This window comes from Solwaraspora sp. WMMA2056, from assembly GCF_030345095.1.
GTDB lineage: Bacteria > Actinomycetota > Actinomycetes > Mycobacteriales > Micromonosporaceae > Micromonospora_E.
Window position 1 is genome coordinate 6723372 of sequence record NZ_CP128360.1, and the last position, 21707, is coordinate 6745078.

26 protein-coding genes and 3 pseudogenes are annotated in these 21707 nt (G+C 72.9%); 16 read left to right on the forward strand and 13 right to left on the reverse strand.

The window, feature by feature from the left end:
- Position 1: 1 nt before the first annotated feature.
- From O7608_RS30540 to O7608_RS30550, 3 genes are all read left to right on the forward strand, one after another.
- Positions 2–331, forward strand: coding sequence for a hypothetical protein (locus O7608_RS30540; RefSeq protein ID WP_289207837.1), 330 nt, complete (start codon positions 2–4; stop codon positions 329–331).
- Positions 332–486: 155 nt separating this feature from the next.
- Positions 487–951 (forward strand): BUD32 family EKC/KEOPS complex subunit, encoded by a 465-nt coding sequence (locus O7608_RS30545; RefSeq protein WP_289207838.1) that lies wholly within the window; start codon positions 487–489, stop codon positions 949–951.
- Positions 952–1013: 62 nt separating this feature from the next.
- Positions 1014–1943 (forward strand): diacylglycerol/lipid kinase family protein, encoded by a 930-nt coding sequence (locus O7608_RS30550; RefSeq protein ID WP_289207839.1) that lies wholly within the window; start codon positions 1014–1016, stop codon positions 1941–1943.
- Positions 1944–2017: 74 nt separating this feature from the next.
- On the opposite strand, the gene O7608_RS32080 is transcribed toward O7608_RS30550, so the two are convergent.
- Positions 2018–2236, reverse strand: a complete 219-nt coding sequence (locus tag O7608_RS32080; protein ID WP_502959152.1) for an RICIN domain-containing protein — start codon at positions 2234–2236, stop codon at positions 2018–2020.
- Between the two features lie 105 nt (positions 2237–2341).
- Here O7608_RS32080 and O7608_RS32085 point away from each other — a divergent pair, with 105 nt between their 5' ends.
- Positions 2342–2482 carry a hypothetical protein gene (locus O7608_RS32085; protein ID WP_353850592.1) on the forward strand — a complete coding sequence of 47 codons (141 nt, stop codon included), beginning with the start codon at positions 2342–2344 and terminating at the stop codon, positions 2480–2482.
- 137 nt (positions 2483–2619) lie between these two features.
- Here the strand turns inward: O7608_RS32085 and O7608_RS32090 are convergent.
- The 4 genes and pseudogenes from O7608_RS32090 to O7608_RS30570 all read right to left on the reverse strand — a co-directional run.
- Positions 2620–2823: pseudogene (locus O7608_RS32090) on the reverse strand (hypothetical protein); the annotation flags it as partial.
- A gap of 165 nt (positions 2824–2988) precedes the next feature.
- Positions 2989–3597, reverse strand: a pseudogene (locus O7608_RS30560) (RICIN domain-containing protein); the annotation flags it as partial.
- Between the two features lie 404 nt (positions 3598–4001).
- Entirely contained in the window at positions 4002–4583 is a 582-nt protein-coding gene (locus O7608_RS30565; RefSeq protein ID WP_289207841.1) for a DUF1707 SHOCT-like domain-containing protein, read from the reverse strand.
- 57 nt (positions 4584–4640) lie between these two features.
- Positions 4641–5718: pseudogene (locus O7608_RS30570) on the reverse strand (DNA polymerase III subunit beta family protein).
- A 139-nt stretch (positions 5719–5857) separates the two neighbouring features.
- Here O7608_RS30570 and O7608_RS30575 point away from each other — a divergent pair.
- Both O7608_RS30575 and O7608_RS30580 read left to right on the forward strand, forming a co-directional pair.
- A complete protein-coding gene (locus tag O7608_RS30575; RefSeq protein ID WP_289207842.1) occupies positions 5858–6502 on the forward strand; it encodes a DUF1349 domain-containing protein in 645 nt (214 codons plus the stop codon).
- Positions 6499–7827: a hypothetical protein gene (locus O7608_RS30580; protein ID WP_289207843.1), complete on the forward strand. Its 1329-nt coding sequence runs from the start codon at positions 6499–6501 to the stop codon at positions 7825–7827. The genes O7608_RS30575 and O7608_RS30580 overlap by 4 nt, the downstream gene beginning before the upstream one ends.
- A 65-nt stretch (positions 7828–7892) precedes the next feature.
- On the opposite strand, the gene O7608_RS30585 is transcribed toward O7608_RS30580, so the two are convergent.
- Together O7608_RS30585 and O7608_RS30590 are read right to left on the reverse strand one after the other, a co-directional pair.
- Entirely contained in the window at positions 7893–8324 is a 432-nt protein-coding gene (locus O7608_RS30585; protein ID WP_289207844.1) for a DUF4345 domain-containing protein, read from the reverse strand.
- Entirely contained in the window at positions 8312–9133 is an 822-nt protein-coding gene (locus O7608_RS30590) for an NAD(P)H-binding protein (RefSeq protein WP_289207845.1), read from the reverse strand. Before O7608_RS30590 ends, O7608_RS30585 begins: the two co-directional genes overlap by 13 nt.
- 169 nt (positions 9134–9302) lie before the next feature.
- Between O7608_RS30590 and O7608_RS30595 the strand changes: the two genes are divergently transcribed.
- From O7608_RS30595 to O7608_RS30615, 5 genes are all read left to right on the forward strand, one after another.
- Positions 9303–10328, forward strand: coding sequence for an AraC family transcriptional regulator (locus O7608_RS30595; RefSeq protein WP_289207846.1), 1026 nt, complete (start codon positions 9303–9305; stop codon positions 10326–10328).
- Positions 10271–11041: an alpha/beta hydrolase gene (locus tag O7608_RS30600; RefSeq protein WP_289207847.1), complete on the forward strand. Its 771-nt coding sequence runs from the start codon at positions 10271–10273 to the stop codon at positions 11039–11041. Before O7608_RS30595 ends, O7608_RS30600 begins: the two co-directional genes overlap by 58 nt.
- A complete protein-coding gene (locus O7608_RS30605; RefSeq protein WP_421357581.1) occupies positions 11038–11634 on the forward strand; it encodes a hypothetical protein in 597 nt (198 codons plus the stop codon). Before O7608_RS30600 ends, O7608_RS30605 begins: the two co-directional genes overlap by 4 nt.
- Before the next feature lie 272 nt (positions 11635–11906).
- Positions 11907–12872 carry a hypothetical protein gene (locus tag O7608_RS30610; protein WP_289207848.1) on the forward strand — a complete coding sequence of 322 codons (966 nt, stop codon included), beginning with the start codon at positions 11907–11909 and terminating at the stop codon, positions 12870–12872.
- 633 nt (positions 12873–13505) lie between these two features.
- Positions 13506–13994, forward strand: a complete 489-nt coding sequence (locus tag O7608_RS30615; protein ID WP_289207849.1) for a hemerythrin domain-containing protein — start codon at positions 13506–13508, stop codon at positions 13992–13994.
- Between the two features lie 47 nt (positions 13995–14041).
- Here O7608_RS30615 and O7608_RS30620 read toward each other — a convergent pair whose 3' ends face one another.
- The 3 genes from O7608_RS30620 to O7608_RS30630 form a co-directional block, all read right to left on the reverse strand.
- A complete protein-coding gene (locus O7608_RS30620; RefSeq protein WP_289211104.1) occupies positions 14042–14662 on the reverse strand; it encodes a TetR/AcrR family transcriptional regulator in 621 nt (206 codons plus the stop codon).
- A gap of 92 nt (positions 14663–14754) precedes the next feature.
- Entirely contained in the window at positions 14755–15426 is a 672-nt protein-coding gene (locus O7608_RS30625; protein WP_289207850.1) for a DUF4166 domain-containing protein, read from the reverse strand.
- Positions 15423–16091, reverse strand: coding sequence for a hypothetical protein (locus O7608_RS30630; RefSeq protein ID WP_289207851.1), 669 nt, complete (start codon positions 16089–16091; stop codon positions 15423–15425). Before O7608_RS30630 ends, O7608_RS30625 begins: the two co-directional genes overlap by 4 nt.
- A 358-nt stretch (positions 16092–16449) precedes the next feature.
- Here O7608_RS30630 and O7608_RS30635 point away from each other — a divergent pair, with 358 nt between their 5' ends.
- Together O7608_RS30635 and O7608_RS30640 are read left to right on the forward strand one after the other, a co-directional pair.
- Complete coding sequence (locus tag O7608_RS30635) at positions 16450–17448, forward strand: S1 family peptidase (RefSeq protein WP_289211105.1); 999 nt, start codon at positions 16450–16452, stop codon at positions 17446–17448.
- Positions 17449–17547: 99 nt separating this feature from the next.
- Entirely contained in the window at positions 17548–18120 is a 573-nt protein-coding gene (locus O7608_RS30640) for an RBBP9/YdeN family alpha/beta hydrolase (RefSeq protein ID WP_289207852.1), read from the forward strand.
- Here O7608_RS30640 and O7608_RS30645 read toward each other — a convergent pair.
- Both O7608_RS30645 and O7608_RS30650 read right to left on the reverse strand, forming a co-directional pair.
- Positions 18095–18679 (reverse strand): DUF4232 domain-containing protein, encoded by a 585-nt coding sequence (locus O7608_RS30645; protein WP_289207853.1) that lies wholly within the window; start codon positions 18677–18679, stop codon positions 18095–18097. The genes O7608_RS30640 and O7608_RS30645 overlap by 26 nt on opposite strands.
- Positions 18676–19086, reverse strand: coding sequence for a hypothetical protein (locus O7608_RS30650; RefSeq protein WP_289207854.1), 411 nt, complete (start codon positions 19084–19086; stop codon positions 18676–18678). The genes O7608_RS30645 and O7608_RS30650 overlap by 4 nt, the downstream gene beginning before the upstream one ends.
- Before the next feature lie 201 nt (positions 19087–19287).
- Between O7608_RS30650 and O7608_RS30655 the strand changes: the two genes are divergently transcribed.
- Positions 19288–19467 carry a DUF6767 domain-containing protein gene (locus O7608_RS30655; RefSeq protein ID WP_282225551.1) on the forward strand — a complete coding sequence of 60 codons (180 nt, stop codon included), beginning with the start codon at positions 19288–19290 and terminating at the stop codon, positions 19465–19467.
- Between the two features lie 13 nt (positions 19468–19480).
- Here the strand turns inward: O7608_RS30655 and O7608_RS30660 are convergent, their stop codons facing one another.
- Entirely contained in the window at positions 19481–20224 is a 744-nt protein-coding gene (locus O7608_RS30660) for a Type 1 glutamine amidotransferase-like domain-containing protein (RefSeq protein ID WP_289207855.1), read from the reverse strand.
- 129 nt (positions 20225–20353) lie between these two features.
- Here O7608_RS30660 and O7608_RS30665 point away from each other — a divergent pair, with 129 nt between their 5' ends.
- Together O7608_RS30665 and O7608_RS30670 are read left to right on the forward strand one after the other, a co-directional pair.
- Entirely contained in the window at positions 20354–20734 is a 381-nt protein-coding gene (locus O7608_RS30665) for a BlaI/MecI/CopY family transcriptional regulator (RefSeq protein WP_289207856.1), read from the forward strand.
- Positions 20735–20741: 7 nt separating this feature from the next.
- Positions 20742–21704 carry a M56 family metallopeptidase gene (locus O7608_RS30670; protein WP_289207857.1) on the forward strand — a complete coding sequence of 321 codons (963 nt, stop codon included), beginning with the start codon at positions 20742–20744 and terminating at the stop codon, positions 21702–21704.
- Positions 21705–21707: the final 3 nt, after the last annotated feature.

Genomic DNA, 21707 nt, shown 5'->3' on the forward strand with positions numbered 1-21707 from the left:
CATGCCGGACCACACAGGAATGGAGGTCGCGGACGCCGGGCGGGATCCGATCGACCGGCTGGCCCGCGACCGTACCGTAACGGCCTGGCTCAGTGGTCTCGACGAGACCGAGCTGTGCGGTCTGCTGACCGACGCCACGGCGCTCGGCACCGGGATCGGCGGCACGACGGCGTCGATCGACGTGGCCGGCGGCCCGGTGTTCGTCAAACGCGTCCCCCCTGACCGACCTCGAGTTGCGCGTCGAACACCACGGCTGCACCCGCAACCTGTTCGAGCCGCCGACCTTCTACCAGTACGGCGTGGCATCCGCCGGGTTCGGTGCGTGGCGTGAGCTGGCCGCCCACCGGACCGTGTCGGAGTGGGTGCGACAAGGCCGGTCGGCAAGCTTCCCGCTGCTGCACCACTGGCGGATCCTGCCGGTACGCCCCGAACCGATGGAACCCACATCGATCGACAGGTGGATCGTCCGCTGCGGCCGCTTACGCGATGGTCGACCGGTCGCTGGAAAGCACCACCCGGCTCCTCGCTGAGAATGACTTCGCGCATTTCGACGCGCACACGCACAACCTGCTGACCGACGGCCACGAGATCTACGTCGCCGATTTCGGCCTGGCCGCGCACGCCGACTTCGACCTCGATCCGGCCGAGCACGCGTTCCTGCGGCGACACCGCCACTACGACCGCTGCTACACCGTCACCCACCTCGTCTTCGCGGTCATCGGCAACGCGTTGCGGGAGCCCTGGCCGGCGTGTCTGGACTACCTTCGGTCACGGCCGGGTGACGACCATCCACGGCTGCCACGGGAGGCCGTCACGCTGGTCCGGCGGTACGCGGCGGTAGCGACGATCATGGGCGGGTTCTGGCAGGCCGTGATCCGCGACCCGACCGCGCCCTACCCGGCCGACGCGCTGGCCGACGCGCTCGCGGCGGCATCGGCGTCGCCGGCCTGACCGCCGCCCGACGCACTCCCGCCCGAAAGTGTCCGCACAGGCAGTGGCGATAGGGTGCGACGGTGCGGACCAAGCAGGAGCTCAGTGACGCCATCCGGCGGCAGCGGCGGGCGGTGCTGATCGTCAACGCCAAGTCGCGGCGGGGTCGGCAGCTCTACAGCGACGCCCGCCAGCGGCTGACCGCCGCCGGCTTCGACCTGCTGGCCACGTACCCGGTCGACGAGCCGGGCGAGCTGGAACGCAACCTCGACGAGGCGGTCGGGCTGGCCCCGGACCTGCTGGTCGCCGGCGGCGGGGACGGCACGATCGGGGCCGCCGCCCGGTTGCTCGCCCACCGCGACATCGCGCTCGGGCTGCTGCCGCTGGGCACCACCAACAACTTCGCCCGCACCCTGGGCATCCCGCTCGACCTGGATGACGCCGTCGGCGTCATCACCGGCGGCAAGGTGATCGACGTCGACCTGGGCCTCGCCGGTGACCTGCCGTTCGCCAACCACGTCGGCATCGGGTTGTCCGCCGACGTGATGCTGCGTACCCCGCCCCGGCTCAAACGGGTGGTCGGCAAGCTGGCCTACCCGGCGACGGCGGCGGCGTTGATGGCCCGGCACCGGCCGCTGCGGGTCAGCGTCCGCGCCGAGGGCCGGACCCGCGAATTCACCACCCATCAGCTGTACGTCGCCAACGGCGGTCACCAGGCGGGGCGGCCGATCACCGCCGACGCCAACGCCGACGATCGGCTGCTGGTGGCGTACCCGGTCGGTGGGCCGACCCGCCGCAGCCTGTTGGGCGCGACGGTGCGCAACGCCGCGACCGGCCATCGCCGGACCCTGCGCCACGACCCGTTCCTCGCCGTCGGTGAGCTGCTGGTGGAGACCGACCGCCCGGCGCGGGTCGAGATCGACGGCGAGTTGTCGGGTCGGACGCCGGTCCGGCTGCGGGTCGACGCCAACGCGTTGCGGGTGATGGCGGCGGCCGACGTCGTCGACCGGTGACCGGGCTGGCCGGTGACCGGTGACGGGCTGGCCGCCGGGGTACCGACGACCAGCCCGATCCTGACCGGCACCGGTCAGACGAACTGCCAGAGCGTGTGGCTGGCTCCGGTGTCGTCGGCGGTCACGATCTGCGCTCCCTGCGCGGTGGATCCGCCGGCGACCCCGAGCACCTTCCCGCCGTTGGCGCACTGGATCCGGAAGTAGCCGTTGGACCGGTACCGCAGCCGCCAGCGGTGGTCGTTGGTGCCGTTGTCCGCCCACTGCAGCACCCGCGCCCCGGTCGCGGTGGACATGTTCTGCACCCCGAGCACCAGGTTGCTTTTGGCGTTGACCAGCCGGAAGCTGGCCGTGCCGGGGTTGCCGCCGCCGGGCGTGGTGGCCCAGTAGACGGTGTAGTTGTGGCCGTGCGCGTCGTGGAACGGCCCGAGGCCGACGTCGCCCCGTTGGCGGTCGCGGTGAACGCCAACGAGCTGGTGCTGGTCCGGGTGATCGACGCGACGTCGAGGTTGGGCAGGGCACTCAGCGCGGTGTTGCCGTAGTTCCCGGAGAGCACCACCGGGCCGTACGTGATCGCGGCGACGTCGGGGTTGTCGTTGGCCGGCACCATGATCACCCGCATCGGCAGCCGGACCGTCACGGTGTCACCCGAGGTCCAGGACCGGGTGAGGGTGGCGTAGCTGCCGGGCGTCGTGGCAATGCCCTGCTGGGTGCCGTTGACGCTGACCGTCGCGCCGCTGGTCCAGGCGGGAATCCGGATCCGCATCGTCCAGGTGCCGGCGGCGTTGCCGGTGACGGTGAGGGTGGTGGTGTCGCTGACCGGGTAGCTGGTCGTCTGGGTGACGGTGATGCCGCGCTGCGCCCAGTTGAGCACCGACGGCATGAACAGGTTGACGGTCAGCGTGGTGCCGTCGTGGAAGTAGACGGAGTCGGCCAGCGCGGTGTTGACCTCCAGGCCGGTGCCCTGGCAGCACCAGAAGGAGTCGTAGTCGGTGCTGTAGGTGCCACTGCCGGCGACGGGTCTGTCAAGTTTTCCCTACAGACCCGTACTCGGTGGTGGTGTGGTGGGGCCCGGGTCGGGGTTGCCGCCGCCGTCGACGCGGACGAGTTGCCACTGCTGGTTGGTGCCGCCCCAGTCGTCGTACTGGACGATGTTGCCGCCGTCGGCGGTCGACGCGTTCTGTACTTCGAGGGCCTTGTTGCTGTGCCGGCTGATCATGCGGACGTGGCCGCCGTCGGAGTCGGCGAGGCGCCACTGCTGGTTGGTGGCGTTGTGGTCGGTCCACTGGACGATGGCCGCGCCGTTGGCGGTGGACCAGTTGTAGACGTCGAGGACCTTGCCGGAGAGCCGGGACTTCAGTCGGTAGTAGCCGCCGCCGGAGTCGACGAACTGCCACTGCTGCTGGTTGCCGTTGTTGCGGGTCCACTGGGTGATCCGGGCCCCGTCGTTGGTGGCGAGGTTGTAGACGTCCAACGCCTTGCCACTGTTGCGGTTGACCAGGACGTACCACGCGTTGGTGTCGACCGTCGCCGCCGAGGCGGACGTCGTCGTCACCGCGACGATGCCGCCGCCGGCCAGGACCGCCGCGACCGCCGCCGCGATGCGCCGGGTCCATCTCCGGTCGGTGGTACGCCTGGTCTGGTCTGTTCCTGCCATGTCTTCCTCCGTCACCGCAGGCCGCGCGGTGCAGCCGCACGCCTGGCGGCACCACGGGGCCCGCTGGCCGCAGTTGGCCTAGCCAGTGAGCGTTAACATCCGGCCCCACCAGCCCGGTTGGCGGAGCTGGCACCCAGCCCGGGCGGCGCCAGCCGGCTCACTCCCGGTCGCGCCCCGACAGGTGTTCCATCGACTGTGAACGATAACACTACGCCCGTCAATAGGTAACAGGCGTGTTTCGTGGGGCCGGAACACCGGCCGCCGCCCGGCTAGCGTTTCGCTCGACCGACAGCAACGTTTCAGCCGCCCGGCACCGGTCGACATCCGCCCGTCAGGCTGAAACTGTTATCGATAACATCGGTGGCTGGCGATATCGGGCGGGAGGTCGACGGGCGCCCCGTCACCTACCAACGCCACCGCCAGAACCGGTACTCGTAGCGCACCGTCAAGGAGCCGGCGACCGTGCTGCCGGTGACGACCAGATGCGGGGCCGTCGCGCCCGGCTCCGGCACCGCCGGCACCTTGACCCGTGCCGAACCCGCCGACGTGGTCACCCCGTCGACGTTCGCGGTCGCCCCGGGCGGCAGCACGATCGTCGCCGACCCGGCCTGGGTGGACAGCTCGACCTCCACCACCCGGTGGCTGAAGACGGCGTGCCGCATGTCCAGCAGCGCCGAACCCGCCTTGGCCCGCACCACCAGCCGGCGCGGCACGCTCCACCGGCCGGTACGCCGCAACTGCCCCGCCTGGCTGCGTAGCTCCACGACGTCGGCGGCGGCGACCGGGTCGACGGCGGGCAGGTCGGCGACGAAGGGTTCCACCTCGCCGAAGGTCCGTGCCTGCAACACCGCGTCGACCCGGTCGGAGAACTCGGTAAGGGTCAGTCGGCCCTCGGCGACGGCCGCGTTGAGCCGGGCGACCACCGCTTCCCGGTCCGCATCGGACATCCGCAGTTCCCGCCGCGACGGCACGACCTCGCCACTCATCCGACCACTTTACGACGCGCCGCCGTACCGGCGTCAGTGCGTAGGTCGGTGGGTTCGTCAGTGCCGGATCGGCATCAGCAGTGAACAGCTCCGGTCGTCGTCGGGCAGCCGCACGGCCAGCGGCTGGATCGGCCCGTCCAGGTCGAGCACCAGCTGACCGCCACCGGCGGCTTCCACCGCCTGCAACAGGAACTCCCGGTTCACCGCGACGTACCGGTCCGGCGCGGCGCGCCAGGCGGCCTCGTCGACGCATTCGACCGTGCCGCCGTCGGTCGCCGCCAGCACCGCGACCGGGTGGGTGACGCCCTGGTGCTCGCGGACCACCAGCGGGGCCCGTCCCGGCTCCAGCGCCTGGCGCAGCACGGCCGCGTCGACGGCGAACTCCCGACGGCCACCGGCACCCCGGGCCGGCAGCAGCGCCCGGTAGTCGGGGAAGTCGACGTCCAGCGGCTCGACGGCGATCCGCCAGCCAGGTGCCGCACCTTCGACCCGGTTCCCGGCCGAGGGTCAGCTCGACCTGCGGGTTGCGGTCCAGCTGGCTGCGGACGCCGTCGACGAAGGTACCCGGCAGCAGCACCGACACCGGCGGACCGTCGACCGCCGTCGGCGTGAGTTCGGCGTACGCCAGCCGGAACCGGTCGGTCGCGGCGAACCGTACGGTGTCGGCGGTGACCTCGACGTGCACCCCGCCCAGGGCGGGGATCTCCGGGTCGCTGCCGACGGCGAACCGTACGGCGGTCAGGGCGCGGGCCGCGTCGACGGCGTCGACGGTGACACGGGTGGTGGGCATGGTCACTTCGTTCTCCTCGGCATCGAGCAGGGCATGGATGCGGGAGAGCTCCCGGCGGGCGTCGGCGAGCCCGTCGACCAGACGCAGCAGGTGGTCGTCGAGCAGCCGGCGGACCACCTCGACGTCCGGCAACGCCCGTACCGCCTCGGTGATCTCGGCCAGCGGCAGGCCGACCCGACGCAGCCCGGCCAGCAGCCGGGCGGCGCGCAACTGGTGCGCCGCGTACCAGCGGTAGCCGATGTGCGGGTCCACCGTCGCCGGGGTCAGCACCCCGGCGGCGTCGTAGAACCGCAGCGCGCTCACGGTCAACCCGCTCGCCCGTGCCGTCGCGCCGATGCTGTGCATGTCGCTCTCCACGTCCAGGACTCTGCGGCCTCGACCTGGTCGAGGGTCAAGCCGGCCGGTGGGTCCACCCCGGGGCGCCCGACCGTGGGAGTATCACAGTCCCAGCCGGAGTCCGTGACGCGATGCGCCCGGAGGCACCATGACACCGCAGACACCGTCCCCGCCACCGACCTCGCCCACGCCGGTGATCGCCGGCCTGCCGGCGCTGGCCTGGCAACACGTCCCGGTCGCAGCCGGCTACGACCCCGACCGGCAGGCACTGTCGATCACGGCGGGCGCCGGCACGGACTGGTTCGTCGACCCGGTCGGTGCCTACCGTACGCATGACGCGCCAGCACTGCTGTTCGACTGTCCGGCGGGCGAGTTCGCCCTCTCGGCCCGGGTCACGGTCGACTTCGCCGCCGCGTTCGACGCCGGGGTGCTGTGCCTTCGCCTCGACGAGGAGCACTGGGCGAAGCTCTGCTTCGAGTTTTCGCCGCAGGGGCAGCCGATGGTGGTGACGGTGGTGACCAACGGCACGTCGGACGACGCGAACACGGTCACCGTCGATTCGTCCACTGTCCACCTTCGGGTGCTGCGCAAAGGGCTGGCGTACGCGTTCCACTACTCCCTCGACGGGGTGTCGTGGCAGTTCGCCCGGTTGTTCCGGCTTGCCGGCGACGCGGCCGGGTCGACCCGGGTGGGCTTTCTCGCCCAGTCCCCCACCGGGCAGCGCTGCGCCGCCACGTTCGAGCGGATCGCCCTGGTCGACGAGGTTCCCGACGACCTGCGCGGCGGCCAGTGACCCACCCGGGCGGTGTCGCCGAGGCGATCGACCGGTCCACCGTGCACAGTCGACGCGGTGACTGGGCGGGCGCGATCGACCACCAGCGCCGGGCCGTCGCGCTCGCCGACGAACTGGTCGCCGCCGCACCGGACGACGCGGCACTGCGTGCCGGGCTGGGCGGGCTGCACTACCGACTCGGCTCGCTGCACCTCGCCGCCGGGGACCCGGCCACGGCGGTGGCCGCGCTCGACGACGCCGAGCGGGCGTACGCCGGATCGGTCGGCACCGTCGCCGACGCGGAGCTGTCGCTGGCCGATGTGCTGGCCCGTCGCGCGCTGGCCCAGTCGGTACGGGGCTGGGCCGCCTCGGCGGAGGTCGACGCCGACGGCGCGGTGGCCATCTACCTGGCGGTGACCGGCGGCGACCCGGCGCACCCGCAGCGGCGGGACCTGGCCCGGACGCTGGCGACGAACGCCGCGACCCTGGCTTCCGACGGTGACCCGCAGGTCGCCGTCGCCTCGGCGAACGCCGCGCTGGGCTACTACGGCCAGCCCGACAGTGATTCCGGCGGCGGCGACGACCCCGACACGACCGACGACAGCGTCGCCGCTGGGGCCGACGGCGACACGACTGACGACAGCGACAGCGCCGACGGCGGGTACGTGTTCAGCGCCGCCGCCGTGTCGGCGCTGCTGAACTTCGTCGACGGCCGGGTCGTCGACGGATTCCTACCGGCGGCGACGATCGTCGCCAGGCTGCCGCCGGACGAGGACCGGCAGGCGCTGGAGGCCGAACTGCGGGTGGTCGACGGGATGCTGTCGGCCGCCGGCACGCCGGTGCCGTTCCCGCCGGAGTTCGGCCGGAGCCTGGCCCGGCTGGTGCTGCCGAACCTGCGGGGTCGCGGCCTGCTGTGGGTGCCGTCGTCGCAGTGGCTGGACCGGGCGGTCGCGCCGACGCTGCCGGCGGCGGTGCAGCGGCACGCCGGCGCGGCCGGGCAGCCGACGCTGGCGCAGGAGCTGGCCGGCCAGGACCGGCCGGAGCTGATCTGGACGACGCCGATGCGATGGTGGTCCGGCCTGTCGCTGGACACGGTGTCGCGGTTGGCGGCGCTCGCCGTCGAGGTGCTGCCCCGGGCGTACGGCGACGGGCGGCGGCTGGTGTTGGCGGCGCACACGCTGTTCGCCACCGCGCACCGGCCACGGCAGGGGCAGCCCGTGCCGGGGCCGACGGCGTACCTGCCGACCTGGCAACGGCTGCTGGAGGTGGCCGTCGACCAGTGCCGGGTGGCCGGCGACGACGCGCTCGCCGCCGACCTCGACGGATGGCGCGCCCGGGTCCGTTGACCCGGGCCCGACGACCCGGCCCGACGGCCGCGCCGACGACCTGGCCCGACGACCCGAGGCGCGGCTCAGCCGCGCTGGCGGTACAGGACGTGCCCGCAGGCCGCCCCGAGGATCAGCTCGGCGACCGTGGCCGCGACCAGCCCGGTCGCCGGCAACCCGTCCACCGCCATGCTGAACAGCCGGGACAGCCCGTACGCCAGGTAGACCGCCGCGCCGACCAGCGCGGCGGTGAAGGTCAACCGGCGGACGAACGCCCCGAGGGCGACCAGTACGCCGGTGGCCAGCAGCGCCCCACCGGCGGCCCGGATCTCACTGAGCAGGCTGGGGTTGCCGCCGAACTCGATGTCGTTGCCGGCGTGGAACGCCTCCGGGGCGGCCAGGACCGCACCGCCGATGCCGACCACGACCAGACCTGCGACGGCGAGGATCACCGCCTGCGTACGGCTACGCGGCACCGCCCCGGCCCGGCCGGCGGCGGCGGCGGTCACTGCTGCCACGCCCCGACGGCGGCGGCCTGCCGGCAGAAGTCGGCGAAGTCACGGGGCGGGCGGCCCAGTGCCCGCTCGACGCCGTCGCCGAGTGCGGCGTTGCGCCCGTCGAACACCTCGGTGCACAGGTCGGTGAGCAGTCGCGCGTAGTCCGGCCCGACCTCGGCGACCAGGCCGAGGTGGAACTGTTCGGCGGTGACCGGCAGGTAGGTCACGGCGCGTCCGGCAGCGTCGGCGATCTCCGCCGCCGCCTGCGCGAAGGTCAGCAGCCGTGGCCCGGTGACATCGTAGGACCGCCCGGTGAGCCGGTCGTCGGTGAGCAACGCGACGGCGACGTCGGCCACGTCGTCCAGGTCGACGAACGGCTCGGCCACGCCGCCGGCCGGCATCGCGATCGTGCCGGTCAGGACCGGGCCGAGCAGGCTGCCTTCGGTGAAGTTCTGGTTGAACCAGCTGGCGCGGACGATGCCGTAGGTCAGACCGGAGTCGGCGACGATCGCCTCGCAGCGCTGGGCGTTGGTCTCGCCACGGCCGGAGAGCAGCACGAGTTTGCGTACCCCGGCGTCGCGGGCGGCGGCGGTGAACTTCTCGACCAGGGCCGGGGCCTCGGGCGCGGCGAGGTCCGGGTGGTAGCACAGGTAGACCGAGTCCACCCCGTCCAGCGCGGGCGACCAGCTCGCCGGGTCCTCCCAGCGCAACGGCTGGGCGCTGCTGCGGCTGGCCCGGATCACCGGGTGGCCGAGTGCGGCGAGCCGGTCGGCGACCCGCCGGCCGGTCTTGCCGGTCGCCGCGGTGACGAGCACTGACGGTCGTGACATGAGGAACTCCCGTTTCGGGTCGGCGCGGCCCACCGGGGAACAGGAGGCCGCTTGTCGTGTCACCAGCCTGCCGTGGCTGCCGTGGCCGGACAATGATCGTGCTGCCGGCATTATTTGCCGATCGTCCAGAGCAGTGGACGATCGGCACAACACCAAGGATGCTGGGCAGGTGTGGACGACACCCAGTTGCGTGGTCCCGCCGGTCAGCGACCCGCTCGGCGAGACGCTGCACATGTTCCGACTGACCGGCACCCTCTACTGCCGGGCCGAGTTGACCGCGCCGTGGGGGGTCGACGTGCCGGAGCTGCCCGGCTGCATGACCCTGCAGGTGGTCACCGCCGGCCGGTACTGGTTGGAGGTGGCCGGGGCCGAGCCGTACCTGATCGGGCCGGGCAGCTTGACGCTGATCCCGCACGGCGTACCGCACCGCTTCCGTAGCGCCCCCGCGACCCCGACGCTGCCGCTGTTCGACATTCCGGTGCAGCAGCTCAGCGACCGGTACGAGATCATGCGCCACGGCGGCGGCGGGGAGCTCACCCAGGTGACGTACGCGGTGCTGCGCCCGGACCACGTCGCCGCCCGCCGGTTGATCGCGCAGCTGCCGGCGGTGCTGCACCTGGACCGGTTCGACGACGACGAGTCGGGCTGGCTGCACAGCACGCTGCGGCTGGTCGCCCGGGAGGCGCAGGCGCTGCGGCCGGGCGGCGAGACGATGCTGACCCGCCTGGCCGACGTACTGGTGATCCAGGCCATCCGGTCCTGGTTGGACGCCGCGCCGGAGGCCCGGCAGGGCTGGCTGGCCGCACTGCGCGACGACCAGATCGGCCGGGCGTTGACCGCGCTGCACCGGGCCCCGGAGCGGGGCTGGACCGTCGACGCCCTGGCACGGCAGGTGGACATGTCCCGGTCGGCGTTCGCAGCCCGCTTCACCGACCTCGTCGGCGAGCCGGTGATCCGCTACCTGGCGACCTGGCGGCTGCAGCTGGCCCACGACCACCTGCAACGCAGCGACGATCCGCTGCCCGTGGTCGCCCGCCGGTTCGGCTACCAGTCGGAGGCGGCGTTCTGTCGGGCCTTCAAACGGGCGTACGGGGTGCCACCGGGTCAGGTCCGACGACGAACCGGCACACTGGGCGGATGGCACTCCTACGGGTCGACTTCTTCTCCGACGTCCTGGAGCAGGGCACCTCGATGACCGTTCTGTTGCCGCAGCAGAGCAGGACCAGGATCGGTGCCCCCGCGCGCGGCGGCGACAGCGCCGCACCGGTGCTCTACCTGCTGCACGGGCTGACCGACGACGCCACCGCCTGGACCCGCTACAGCTCCATCGAGCGCTACGCCGAGGAGCGGGGGCTCGCCGTGGTGATGCCTCAGGTCAACCGCAGCATGTACGCCGACGAGGCGCACGGCGCACCGTTCTGGACCTTCCTCTCCACCGAGCTGCCGGCGGTGGTCGAGGGGTTCTTCCGGGTCTCCCGGCGGCGCGAGGACACCTTCGTCGCCGGCCTTTCCATGGGCGGGTACGGTGCGCTGCGCTGGGCGCTGCGCCGGCCCGAGCGGTTCGCGGCGGCGGCCAGCCTCTCCGGCGTACTCGATGTCGGCGCCCGTCAGCACGGCCCGCCGGTGTCGGCGACCGACCCGCTGATGCACCGGGTCTTCGGCGACCGGGAGGTCACCGGCAGCGACGACGACCTGTTCACCGTCCTCGACCGGGCCGACCCGGCGACGCTGCCTCGGCTCTGGGTCGGCTGCGGCACCGAGGACGAGTTGTATCCGGACAACGTACGGTTCCGCGACGCCTGCGCGGACCGGGGTGTCGGAGTCACCATCGACTTCGGACCGGGCGACCACCTGTGGAGCTACTGGGACGCCAAGATCCGCGACGTGATCGCCTGGTTGCCGCTGTGACCGACCCGGGTGCGGGTGGCGACCCTGCTGCGGGCCAGCCGGCGGCAGGCGACGACCCGGCGACGACGGTGGCCGGCTCGTTGGCGGACCGGCTCGCCACGGTGACCTTCACCGACCTGACCACCGACCAGGTCACCGCCCTGCTCGTCGACGCCGTCGCCGACTGGGGTGCCCGGCAGGGCTGGCGGGTGTACCGCCGCGCGGCCAGTGTCCTGCCGCTGCCGCCACCGATGGCCGACAGGCACTCGGTCGTCGACGTCGCCTGCGCCCGGCCCGGTGGCGCTCCGGTCGTGGTCGAGATCGACCACACCGATCGGCGCCGTACGGTGGAGAAGCTGCTCGCCGAGGCCGCCGCCGGCCGCGTCGCGATCTGGGTCCGCTGGGGCACCCGCAGCTTCACCGCCCCACCTGACCCGGTCCATCTGGTCACCCTCGCGGTCACCGCGCGCACCGCCACCGACCGGGGCGTACGGCTGTTCAGCCGGCAGCCGACCCGCCAGCTCGCGCCGCCGCCGCACCGGGCCGGCCCGGTCGCCGCCGGCCCGCCGGAGTCCCTTTTCGACCCGGCGGGCGCGGCGCACACCCCGGGCTGACGCCCGGTCGAGCCGGACGCACCGCTGCGGGTACCGGAGTCATCCCCGTTGTCCACGTGGTTACGTGAACCGGCCCCGGCCCCACAGACCGGGCTGCGGAGGGCGGCACGGTGGCACACGCCTCCGGCTCAGGAGCGGATCACGTCGGATCACGCCGGGAACCAGTGTCAACCGCCGGTGCCCGGCTGCGAAACTCAGCACACATGACAAAATCTGCCGCTGGTGTCACGAAGTGGACAAGGTGACGTTCCTTGGAAGGGCGGTGACATCTGGTGTCCGTGACGGAGATCAAGTCCGAACTGCGCGCACTGCGGGCCGGCCGAGGGGTGTCCGCCGCCAACCTGTCCGGCCGGATCGGCGACCACCTGCGGGCGCTCTGCGGCACCGGTGGAGCCGGCCGGGCCGACGACCCTGCCCAGTTGCGCGAACGGGTGGTGGCCGAGCTCAACGGTCAGGCCCGGCAGTTGCCCGACGACATGGCGCTCGCCGCCCGGGTCGCGCTCGGGCTGCACCCGCAGGCCCAGGAGACCCATTTCCGGGGCCGGGTCGCCTGGCTGGCCCGGCAGCTGGGTCGCGAGGACCGGACCGCACTGCGCCGGATCAACGAGGCGGAGGAACTGCTTGCCGAGGCTATCGGCCGGGAGCTGGGCCGACGCAGCGCACAACCGGCCGGCGCGGGCTGGCACGTCGACCGGCTGCGGGTACTGGTGCGACTGGACACCCCGACGATGGAGGCGTACGAGGAACGCCGGATCGTGGCCGACCACGACGGTCTCGACCAGATCACCCTCGGCATGTCGCTGCCCTGCCCGCCAGGCAGCACCGGCCTCGACATCGAGGCCGGTGTCCACTGGGGCGGTCGGACGATCCGGCACGAGCGACCGCTGCCCCAGCGCTCACAACTGGTCGTCGGGCTGCCCCGGCCACTCGCCGCCGGTGAGTCGTGCGACTTCTGTGTGGTGACCCGGCTGGGCCCGAGCCAGGTCGCATACCCGCATTACGTCCTGACCGCGACACGACGGTGCCGACGCTTCGAACTGCGGGTGCGATTCGACCCTGACCGAATGCCCAGTTGGGTGCGGCGAGTGACCGGGGAGCCGGTGCGGTTGCTGGATTCACCGCAGCCCGGAAGGGAACTGATTCAGCCGGACGCGGTCAGTGAGGTGTACGCGGAGTTCGACGAGCCGGAGCTGTATCTCGCGTACGGCGTGCAGTGGTTTCCCACGGCCCGTCGGTAACGTTGACCGGGGCCCAGGAATTCTTCAGTCGGTCTCCATCGTGCATCACCTCCGCTGACATCGACCTGCGGAATCCAGGAACGTCATGGCCGGCCTCGGACAGCCAGCATGGACCGCCCGCACGGTGCGGGAGGCCAACGTTGACAGCAGTGTCCGACGGCGTGAACGGGTACCGAGTCGACAGGTCACCACCAGCGTGACGACTGGCGGCTGAGAATCGGTGGACCACTTCGGGGCCACCCGGTAAGTGGATTGGCGGGGACCGGGAACCTGGCTGCGCGGCCCAGCCGCGGCAGCGGGCGACTATCGAGCGAAACGACGTCGGATCGCTGGTCTGGTCATCGACAAATGCAGGCGCGAATGCGAAGGCTGAACATGTGGTCTGTCTCCCCGTGAGTTCGACGTAGGACAATCCTATCAACCGCCCGCCACCTCCGCCATCGAAAATACGACCCCCTGGCAATAGCCGATCCACAGTCGATCCAGGTGGACGAGGGTGACGCCGGACCGGGTCGACAATGGGTGCTAAGGTCGCCTCAGCGTCGCGTGTCGGTGGCAGTCCGTGTCAGACATGGAGGCGCCGGACCGAAGGGAGCACGACAATGATCACCGTCGTCCCTTCGCCCGTCACCCATGGGTGAGGGCGATTCGACGGGTACGGGCGCGGCGGCCAGGCTGGTGGCCTGGAGCCGGGAGCTGCGTACCACCCACGAAAAGCTGCGCGACGCGCTGGCCGTGACCAGACAGGCGGTGGCCGCCGGCGAGCCGGTGGCACCGGCGACCAGGCAGTTGCTGCTGTACTGCCACGGCTTCTGCGCCGCGCTGACCGCCCACCACGAGGGCGAGGACCGCGAACTGTTCCCCGCCGTCGCCGCACAGCACCCCGAGTTGCGCGACACGCTCTACTACCTGCGGCAGGACCACTCGATGATCGCGCACCTGCTGGGCGGTCTGCAGGCGGCGGTGGACTCCTGCGCCGCGCCCGCCGAGCTGGACCGGCACCTGGAGGGCCTGGCGGCCGTCATGGAGTCGCACTTCCGGTACGAGGAACGCCAGTTGCTGCCGATCCTGGAAACCCTGGCGTTGGCGGCGGACCCGCGTACCGTCCTCGGCCCGCTGTGACCGCCGCTGTGACCGCCGCGGCCCGCCATCTGCGGCCCGGCGGCGGACTACCGCGAGCGTGGGCCGGAGCGACGACGGGAGCTCAGCCGGCCACGGACGGCGCGCCGGGCGATCGGCCCCAACTCGTCGACGACGTCGGCGAGCACCGCCAACTGCTCCAACGTGGCCACAGCGGCATCGGCACCCGACCGGTCGATGCCGTCGTACAGCTCCAGGCCGATGAACCCGGCCGTGACCGCGCGGGCCAGCCCGGCCGGGTCCGCCAGCTCGGCCAGCGGCGACCCGGCCAGCACCCGGCACAGCACCTGCTCGATCTCGTCGGTCCACAACCGCAGCGCGGCGGCCGTCGGTGCGGCGAGCCGGTCGTCGACCTGCGCGCCGGCGAGCAGTTGGGCGAGCACGGCCAGGCTGCCGTTGCGACGCTCCTGCTCGTGCAGGTCACGACCGAGCTCCAGCAACTCCCGCAGCGACCGGACGGCCGCGAACCGGTCCCGGTAATGCGCGACCCGGGCGGCGGTGGCCGCCTGGCAGGCGGCGGCGAGCAGGTCGTCGAGCGTGCCGAAGTGGTAGAACACCAACGCCTGGTTGACTCCGGCGCAGGCGGCGACGGTGCGGGCGGACACCCCGGCGATGCCGTGCTGGCGGATCGCCTGCAATGCCCCGTCCATCAGGCGCTGCCTGGTGGCGCTGGCCGGGGCCCCGGCGCGCGTGCGGCGGCCGACCGGCCCGGGGTCGGGGCTCACCGGCCGGGGATCAGAGCTCATATGCGGGGATTCTCCCGCACCGGACGCACGGCAGCGGGTACCGGGGCCGTCCCCGTGTCCACGTACCGTGTCGTGAACCGGCCCCGGTACCCGAAGACCGGACCGAGGAAGCGGTTGGTCACCCGTACCTCGATCCGGAAGCAGTCGTCGGCGTCGTCCCACCACTCCCGCACCTCGGCCGCGCCGGACAGGGCGACCGGGAACCGGTGGCCGGCGTACCGCTGCTCGCCGGTGCGGATGGTCAGCGCGCCGCGCCGGTCGACCCGCAGATCCAGCAGCACCCCGTAGTGCTGATGGGTGCCCAGGTAGTCGACGATGGCCGACCGCTGCGGGCTGTAGACCATCGTCGCGTCGAATCGGCGACGCCGGTGTGGCGCGATGTCGAAGGACCGGACGAACGTCACGGTCTCCCGGCCGAAACTGTCGCGGTACGCGTAGTTCTCGATGCAGAACGGGACGTTGCTGCCCTGCTCGGGGAAGAGGATGTGGCGGGTCGCCCCGAGCCGCAGCAACGGCAGGGTGACCGCCGGGCCGTGCCAGATCCGGTCCATCACGCCGGTGCCGACGCAGCCGGTGGACTGCGCGCTGCTGATGCCGAAGCGGCGCTGCAGGTGGGGATGCAGCCGGTCGAAGTCGGCGCCGAGCGCCCGTTGGAAGATCGAGGTCACCGGGTTGCCTTCTGTTCGATGTGGACCGCCGGGGTTCGGCGATAGTGGCGTGGCCGGCACCGTCGGGCCGCCGGGGTGCCGGGCAGTGGCGGTGCGAGCACGGCCAGCGGTACGGCCAGCAGCGCGAGCCGCTGGTCGAGCGCGACGGCGACGGCCACCAGGGCCAGCCGGCCGGCGGCCTCGGCCAGTGCCTGGTCGCGGCTGCGCTCCGGCGGTACGCCGCGCTCCAGCCACAGGCGTAGCCGGTCGAACGACCAGGCGGTGGCCCAGCCGAAGACGGGACGGAAGATCCGGTCGGCGACCGGTCCGCAGCGGCCCCACCCGGGGGTGTAGTCGTAGCCGGTCCAGAACCGTACGCCGTCGGCGGTCGGCTGGTAGCGCCAGAAGCCGTGGCCGGAGCGGATCAGCGACAGCCGGTGGTCGCAGGCGAACCGCAGCACGGAGGTGGCGGAGCCGTCCGGTCGACGACGTTCGCCTGCGGACTGTCCGGTGCCGGTGATCGTCAGGCCGGGCAGCAGCCGGGTGGCGTACCGGAACCGTTCGTGCGGACCGTACGGCTCGATCCGGGTGAAGCGCAGGTCCCACCGGCTGTGCCGGGCCGGGTCCTGGGTGTGCTGCCACACCCGTTCGATCGGCGCGCGGATCAGCGTCTCGATGTACAGCACCAGTGATCGCCCCCAATTTGAGCAGTCGCTCAAAACAGAGGCTAGCACCAGGTTGAGCAGTCGCTCAAGATTGACGGACGGCGGCACCGCCATAACACGGGGTACCTCTCCCCAATGTTAGTTCTTGTGGCCTTCCGGCTGGGATGGGAGCCTTTGGGGCACGAGATCGAGGGAGATGGATAGTCAAAGTTGCCCATCCCTCTCCAGGCACGCCGACCGGCGTACCGCACCCCTCTCCAGGCACGCCGACCGGCGTACCGCACGCACCCCCACACCACAGGAGGCGCACGTGCCAGCCATCAGCACCCCCGTCAAGCGCGCCGCGGCCACCCTCGCCGCCCCGCTGCTGCTCGTCGGAATGGCCCTCTGGCCGTCGGCGGCCCAGGCCGCACCCGTACCACTGTTCGCCGCCGGGGCGGACACCGCCGCCGAGATCAGCGCCGAACTCGGCGACCGCTCAGCGGGGGCGTACCTCGACGAGGCCACCGGTCGGATGGTCGTCACCGTCACCGACGCCACCGCCGCCCGGGCCGCCCGCCAGGCCGGCGCCGTCGCCCGTACCGTCACCTACAGCAGCGCCGACCTCGAAGCGGTGACCGCCCGGATCGAACGGGCCGCCGCCTTCGTCGGCACCGCCCGCGCCATCGACCTGGCCGTCAACCAGGTCGTGGTCACCGTGGACAGCACCGTCACCGGCCACCGGCTGGCCCTGGTCGAAGCGGCGGTCGCCGCTGCCGGCGACGCCGCCCGGCTGGAACACACCGACGGCGAGTTCAGCCTGATGATCGCCGGCGGCGAGGCCATCTACGGCAGCAACGGCTCCCGGTGCTCCCTCGGCTTCAACGTCCGCACCTCCACGGCCAACTACTTCGTCACCGCCGGGCACTGCACCGCGAGCGCCGCCACCTGGTACGCCAACTCCAGCCGCAGCACCGTGCTCGGCAGCCGGGTGGTCTCCAGCTTCCCCGGCAACGACTACGGCATCGTGCAGTACACCAACAACAGCATCGCCCGCCCCGGCGCGGTCTACCTCTACCCCGGCAGCCAGTCGATCACCTCGGTCGGCAACGCGTACGTCGGCCAGTCGGTCCGCCGCAGCGGCAGCACTACCGGAGTCCGCTCCGGCTCGGTCACCGGCGTCAACGCCTCGGTCACCTACCCCCAGGGCACCGTCCGGGGCCTGATCCGGACCAACGTCTGCGCCCAGCCCGGTGACAGTGGCGGTGCGTTGTTCGCCGGCACCGTCGCGCTCGGCATGACCTCCGGCGGCAGCGGAAACTGCACCACCGGCGGTACGACGTACTTCGCCCCGCTCAACGCGGTCTTCGCGGCGTACCCGACGCTGCGGCTGGTCTGACCGCCGGCACCAACACCGTGCCGGGCCGTCCAGGGTCGACACCCTGGGCGGCCCGGCCGGGCGGCGGCCTCGAACGCCGGACCGGCGTACCCTCGATCGATGGTCCGCCATCTCCTGGTCCCCGGCCGAGGGTTCCCCCGCCCCGAACACTGGCTCAACCGGTGGGCGGCGGCCAACCCCGGCTACCGGTGGGCACCGCCGCCGCCCGGACCGCCGTACGTGCTGGCCGAGCGGCTCGCCGCACTGCACGCGGCGATCACCGCCAGCGACGAACCGGCGGTGCTCATCGCACACAGCGCCGGCTGCCTGACCGTGGTGCACTGGGCGGCGCGCCACCACGGCCCGGTGGCCGCCGCCCTGCTGGTCACCCCGCCGTATCTGGACCCGGGGTGGCGGCCCGGCCCGGACGACCCGACCGACCTGTACGCCGACGCGGTCCCCCGGCAGCGACTGCCGTTTCGCACCGTCCTGGTCGCCAGCCGCACCGACCCGTACACGACGGTCGAGGAGTTCGCGCGCTACGCCGCCGACTGGGGCGCCGAACTGTACGACGCCGGCGACGCCGGGCACATCGAGACCGCCAGCGGCTACGGCCCCTGGCCGGCCGGCGAACGACTGGTCGCCGCGCTGACCGACGGCGCGCCGATCAGTCGGCCGGCGCCCACGGACTGACCGCGACCCGACCGGTGGTGCCGATGTCGAGACCGCCGTCGGGCTCCAGCACCTGCGCCGGTACGCCGACTCCCGGCGCCACGCGCAGGAAGGTGCCGTGCATCGGCGGCACCCGTACGTCGTCGACGGTGTTGCGCCAGACCAGCGCCGCCGCCGCCCGCTGGCCGGGCAGCACCGTGACCGGCTGCGGGCTGCGGGCCAGGCTCTCGACCCGGGCGATCACCTCGGCACCTTCGACGACCTCGACCGCGAGCGGTTGCCGCTGTTCGTCGAGCACCACGATCTCCGGGAAGCCGTCGACGTGCACCGGCTCGTCGGCGCAGTTGACCAGCCAGATCGACAGCACCCGCAGCCCCATCGCGGCGTTCACCTCGCCCAGGCTCAGCAGCGCCCCGGAGGCCGGGCAGTCAGGGGACGGCTCCACCGACGGCAGCGGGGTCGGCGAGGGGGTCGGTGTCCAGTCGTGGTCCGGCGGCTGCGGCCCGGGTTGCGGCAACTGCCCGGCGCAGGCACCGAGCAGCGTCAACGTCAGCAGCGCCGCGATCCACGGATGCCTCACCGGTCGCCCGCCGCGTCGGGGCCGGCAGCGCCGCTGTCCCCGTCGTCGTCCTCCCCGTGCCCGTCGTCGTCCTCGTCGTCGTCGAACGGTTCGTCGATCCACCGCCACCACGCCTGGTCGCCGTCGATGTGCAGCAGGAACTCCGGCACCGCCACCCCGTCCGGGTCGATCAGCACGACCGCCGCCCGCACCTGCTGGTACGCCCGATCCCAGGCACCGTCGTCCGGGCCGTCCTCGACCACTCGCAGCGCCCGCAGCTCCGCGTCGAAGATCGGCCGCAACGGCGCGAACGCCCCGGTGGGCCGGACGGTGGCGTACAGCCAGGGGAAGTCCCCGTCGGTGACCGCCAGGTCGGCCAGCAGCACACCGGCATGGTCCCGCAACGTCCAGCTCGCCCCTGCACCCACGCCTCGTGTCCTCTCCATCGACCGCCGTCGCGCGGCACGTCCACCGCCGTCGCGCGGCACGTCCACCGCCGTCGGCACCGTAGTACGGTGCCGCACCTCGTACGCCGGCCGCGTACACCCGGCACGTAGGTCCGCAGGTCCGGACCGCGAGGTGCCGTTCGGCCCTGCCGCCGCACGGACGCCGGCGGCGACGATGGTGCCATGACAGCGCAGGTGAAACACCGACGTCCCGAGGCCAAGTGCCCGATCCGGCCGGGCGAACCCTGCACGCTCTGCCTGCCCGGCGCCACCGGGCCGGCCGACTGCGGGCTGGTCTACCTGGTGATGAGCGACGACGAGCTGCGCGCCGGGCTGCACGAGTCCCGGCGGGTCGCGGCATAGCCGCCGCCCGCCGTCAGCCGGCGGTACCGAGCAGGCGGGTCGGCAGTGGCCGCTGGACGGCCGTCCCGGCCTGCGGGCCCGGCTCGACCCGGTAGGCCCCGGCACCGGGCAGGCAGCTGACCGCTTCGGCCAGTTCGGTGTCGACGTAGTGCAGGCCGACCCCGTCGTCGGTGGCGTACCCGGCCGGCAGTCGGCCGGCGGCCACGCACTCCAGGTAGCGGGCCCGGCGTGGCTGCTCGGCCAGGTCGTGGTGCACCCCGTTGCTGTACGGCAGCATCGCCAGCAGGTCGGTCACCGGGTCGAGCCGGTCGGAGAACGAGTCGGTCAGCCCGCCGACGTGCCAGCAGAGGCTGCCCGCGCTGCCGCCGCCGAGTACCACCCCGGCGTCCCAGCATTCCCGCAGGATCTCGTCGACCCGGTGCGCCCGCCACACCGCCAACATGTTGACCACGCTGCCACCGCCGACCCAGATCAGGTGCTGGTCATGCAGGAACGCCCGGATGTCGTCGACGTTCGGCCGGGGGAACAGTTGCAGGTGCGACGCGACGGCGTGATCGGCGTCGGCGAGGGCTGCGTAGAAGGACCCGATCGTCTGCGGGTCGTCGCCGACGGCGGTCGGGACCAGGCAGACCTTGGCGACCGGAACCCCGGTCAGCGAGATGGCGTGCTCCAACAGGGCGCTCCGTCGGGGTACGCGATATCCCGGTGGCGGGTGCAGAATCCCGGAGACGGCGAAGATCTGACGCGGCGGGGCCATCCGTCCATGATGCACGGGTGTGGCAGCCCACCGGGGTGGCCGGCCGGGCCCGGCACGCGGCGCAGGGCGGGCCCGGCACCGTCGCCGGCCCGCTGAGCTGCCATCTACTACCGGCGGTAGGCTTGACCGGTGACGCGACTCGGCGACCTCGAACGCGCGGTGATGGACGTGCTGTGGGACCGCGACCCGGCGGCCGGGCCGGCCACCGTACGGGACGTCGCCGAGGCCCTGCAGGAGCGTGACCTGGCCTACACGACGGTGATGACCGTCCTGGACCGGCTCGCCGGCAAGGGCATGGTCAGCCGGGAACGGGCCGGTCGGGCCTGGCAGTACCAGCCGGCGGCGAGCCGGGAGGCGCACATCGCGCAGCTCATGCTCGACGCCCTCGACCTGGCCGGCAGCCGCGACGCGGCCCTGGTCCGCTTCGCCAGGTCGGTGACCGGCACCGAAGCCGAGGTGCTCCGGGCCGCCCTCACCGACCAGGCGCAGGCGGCCGAGCGGCAGGGCTGAGCCGACCATGGCGTACGCCGTGCACTTCGCCGCCGTGATCATCGCCTGCTACCTGGCCGCGCAGGCGCTCACCCGGTCGACGTGGTGCGGTCCCGGCTGGACGTGGCGCAGCCCCCGGGTGGCGATCCTCTGCTGGCAGGCGCTCGGCCTCGCGGTCGGGCTCGCCGCGATCGGGCTGCCGTTGGCGGTCGGTCTCGCGCCGTACGGCACCGGCCCCGGCCGGGCTGCCGGACTCTTCGCAGGCGACCTCGCCACCGCCGTCGCCCACCTCGTAGGGGGCCACGGCTGGCCGACCGGGGCCTTCCCGGTCGGGCAGGGCCCGCTGCGGCTGGCGCTGGTCGGTGCCGCCGGCGCGATCGCCGTCGTACTGCTCGGCTCCACCGTGCGCAGCCTGCTGGCCGCCGTACGGGCGCAGCGGCGGCACCGCGACCTGCTCGCCCTGGTCGGGCGCGCCGACCCGGCCGCGCCCGGGGCCCTGGTGCTGGACCACCCGAGCGCCGCCGCCTACTGCCTTCCGGGGGTACGCCCGACCGTGGTCGTCAGCGCCGGCGCGCTCGACCTGCTCGGTCCGGGTGAACTCGCCGCCGTCCTCAGCCACGAGCGGGCGCACGCCGACGAACGGCACGACCTGGTGCTGCTGCCGTTCACCGCGTTGTGCCGGGCGTTGCCCCGGCTGCGGTGGTTGCGGGCGGCGCACGACGCGGTCGCGCTGCTGGTCGAGATGCGTGCCGACGACAAGGCCCGCCGCCAGCACACCGACGCACCGCTCGCCGCCGCGCTGCGCCGGTTCGCCGCCACGACGGACCGGATCACCCCGGCCGGTGTACTCGCGGTCGCCGACCGGGATCTCGACGCCCGGGTGCAGCGGTTGCTGGGCGACGCTCCGGCACCCCGGCTGCGGCCGGCGGCGGCCAGCCTGCTCGCCGCCGCGCTGCTGCTGATGCCGGTCTCGCTGTACCTGGCCGGTTGACGT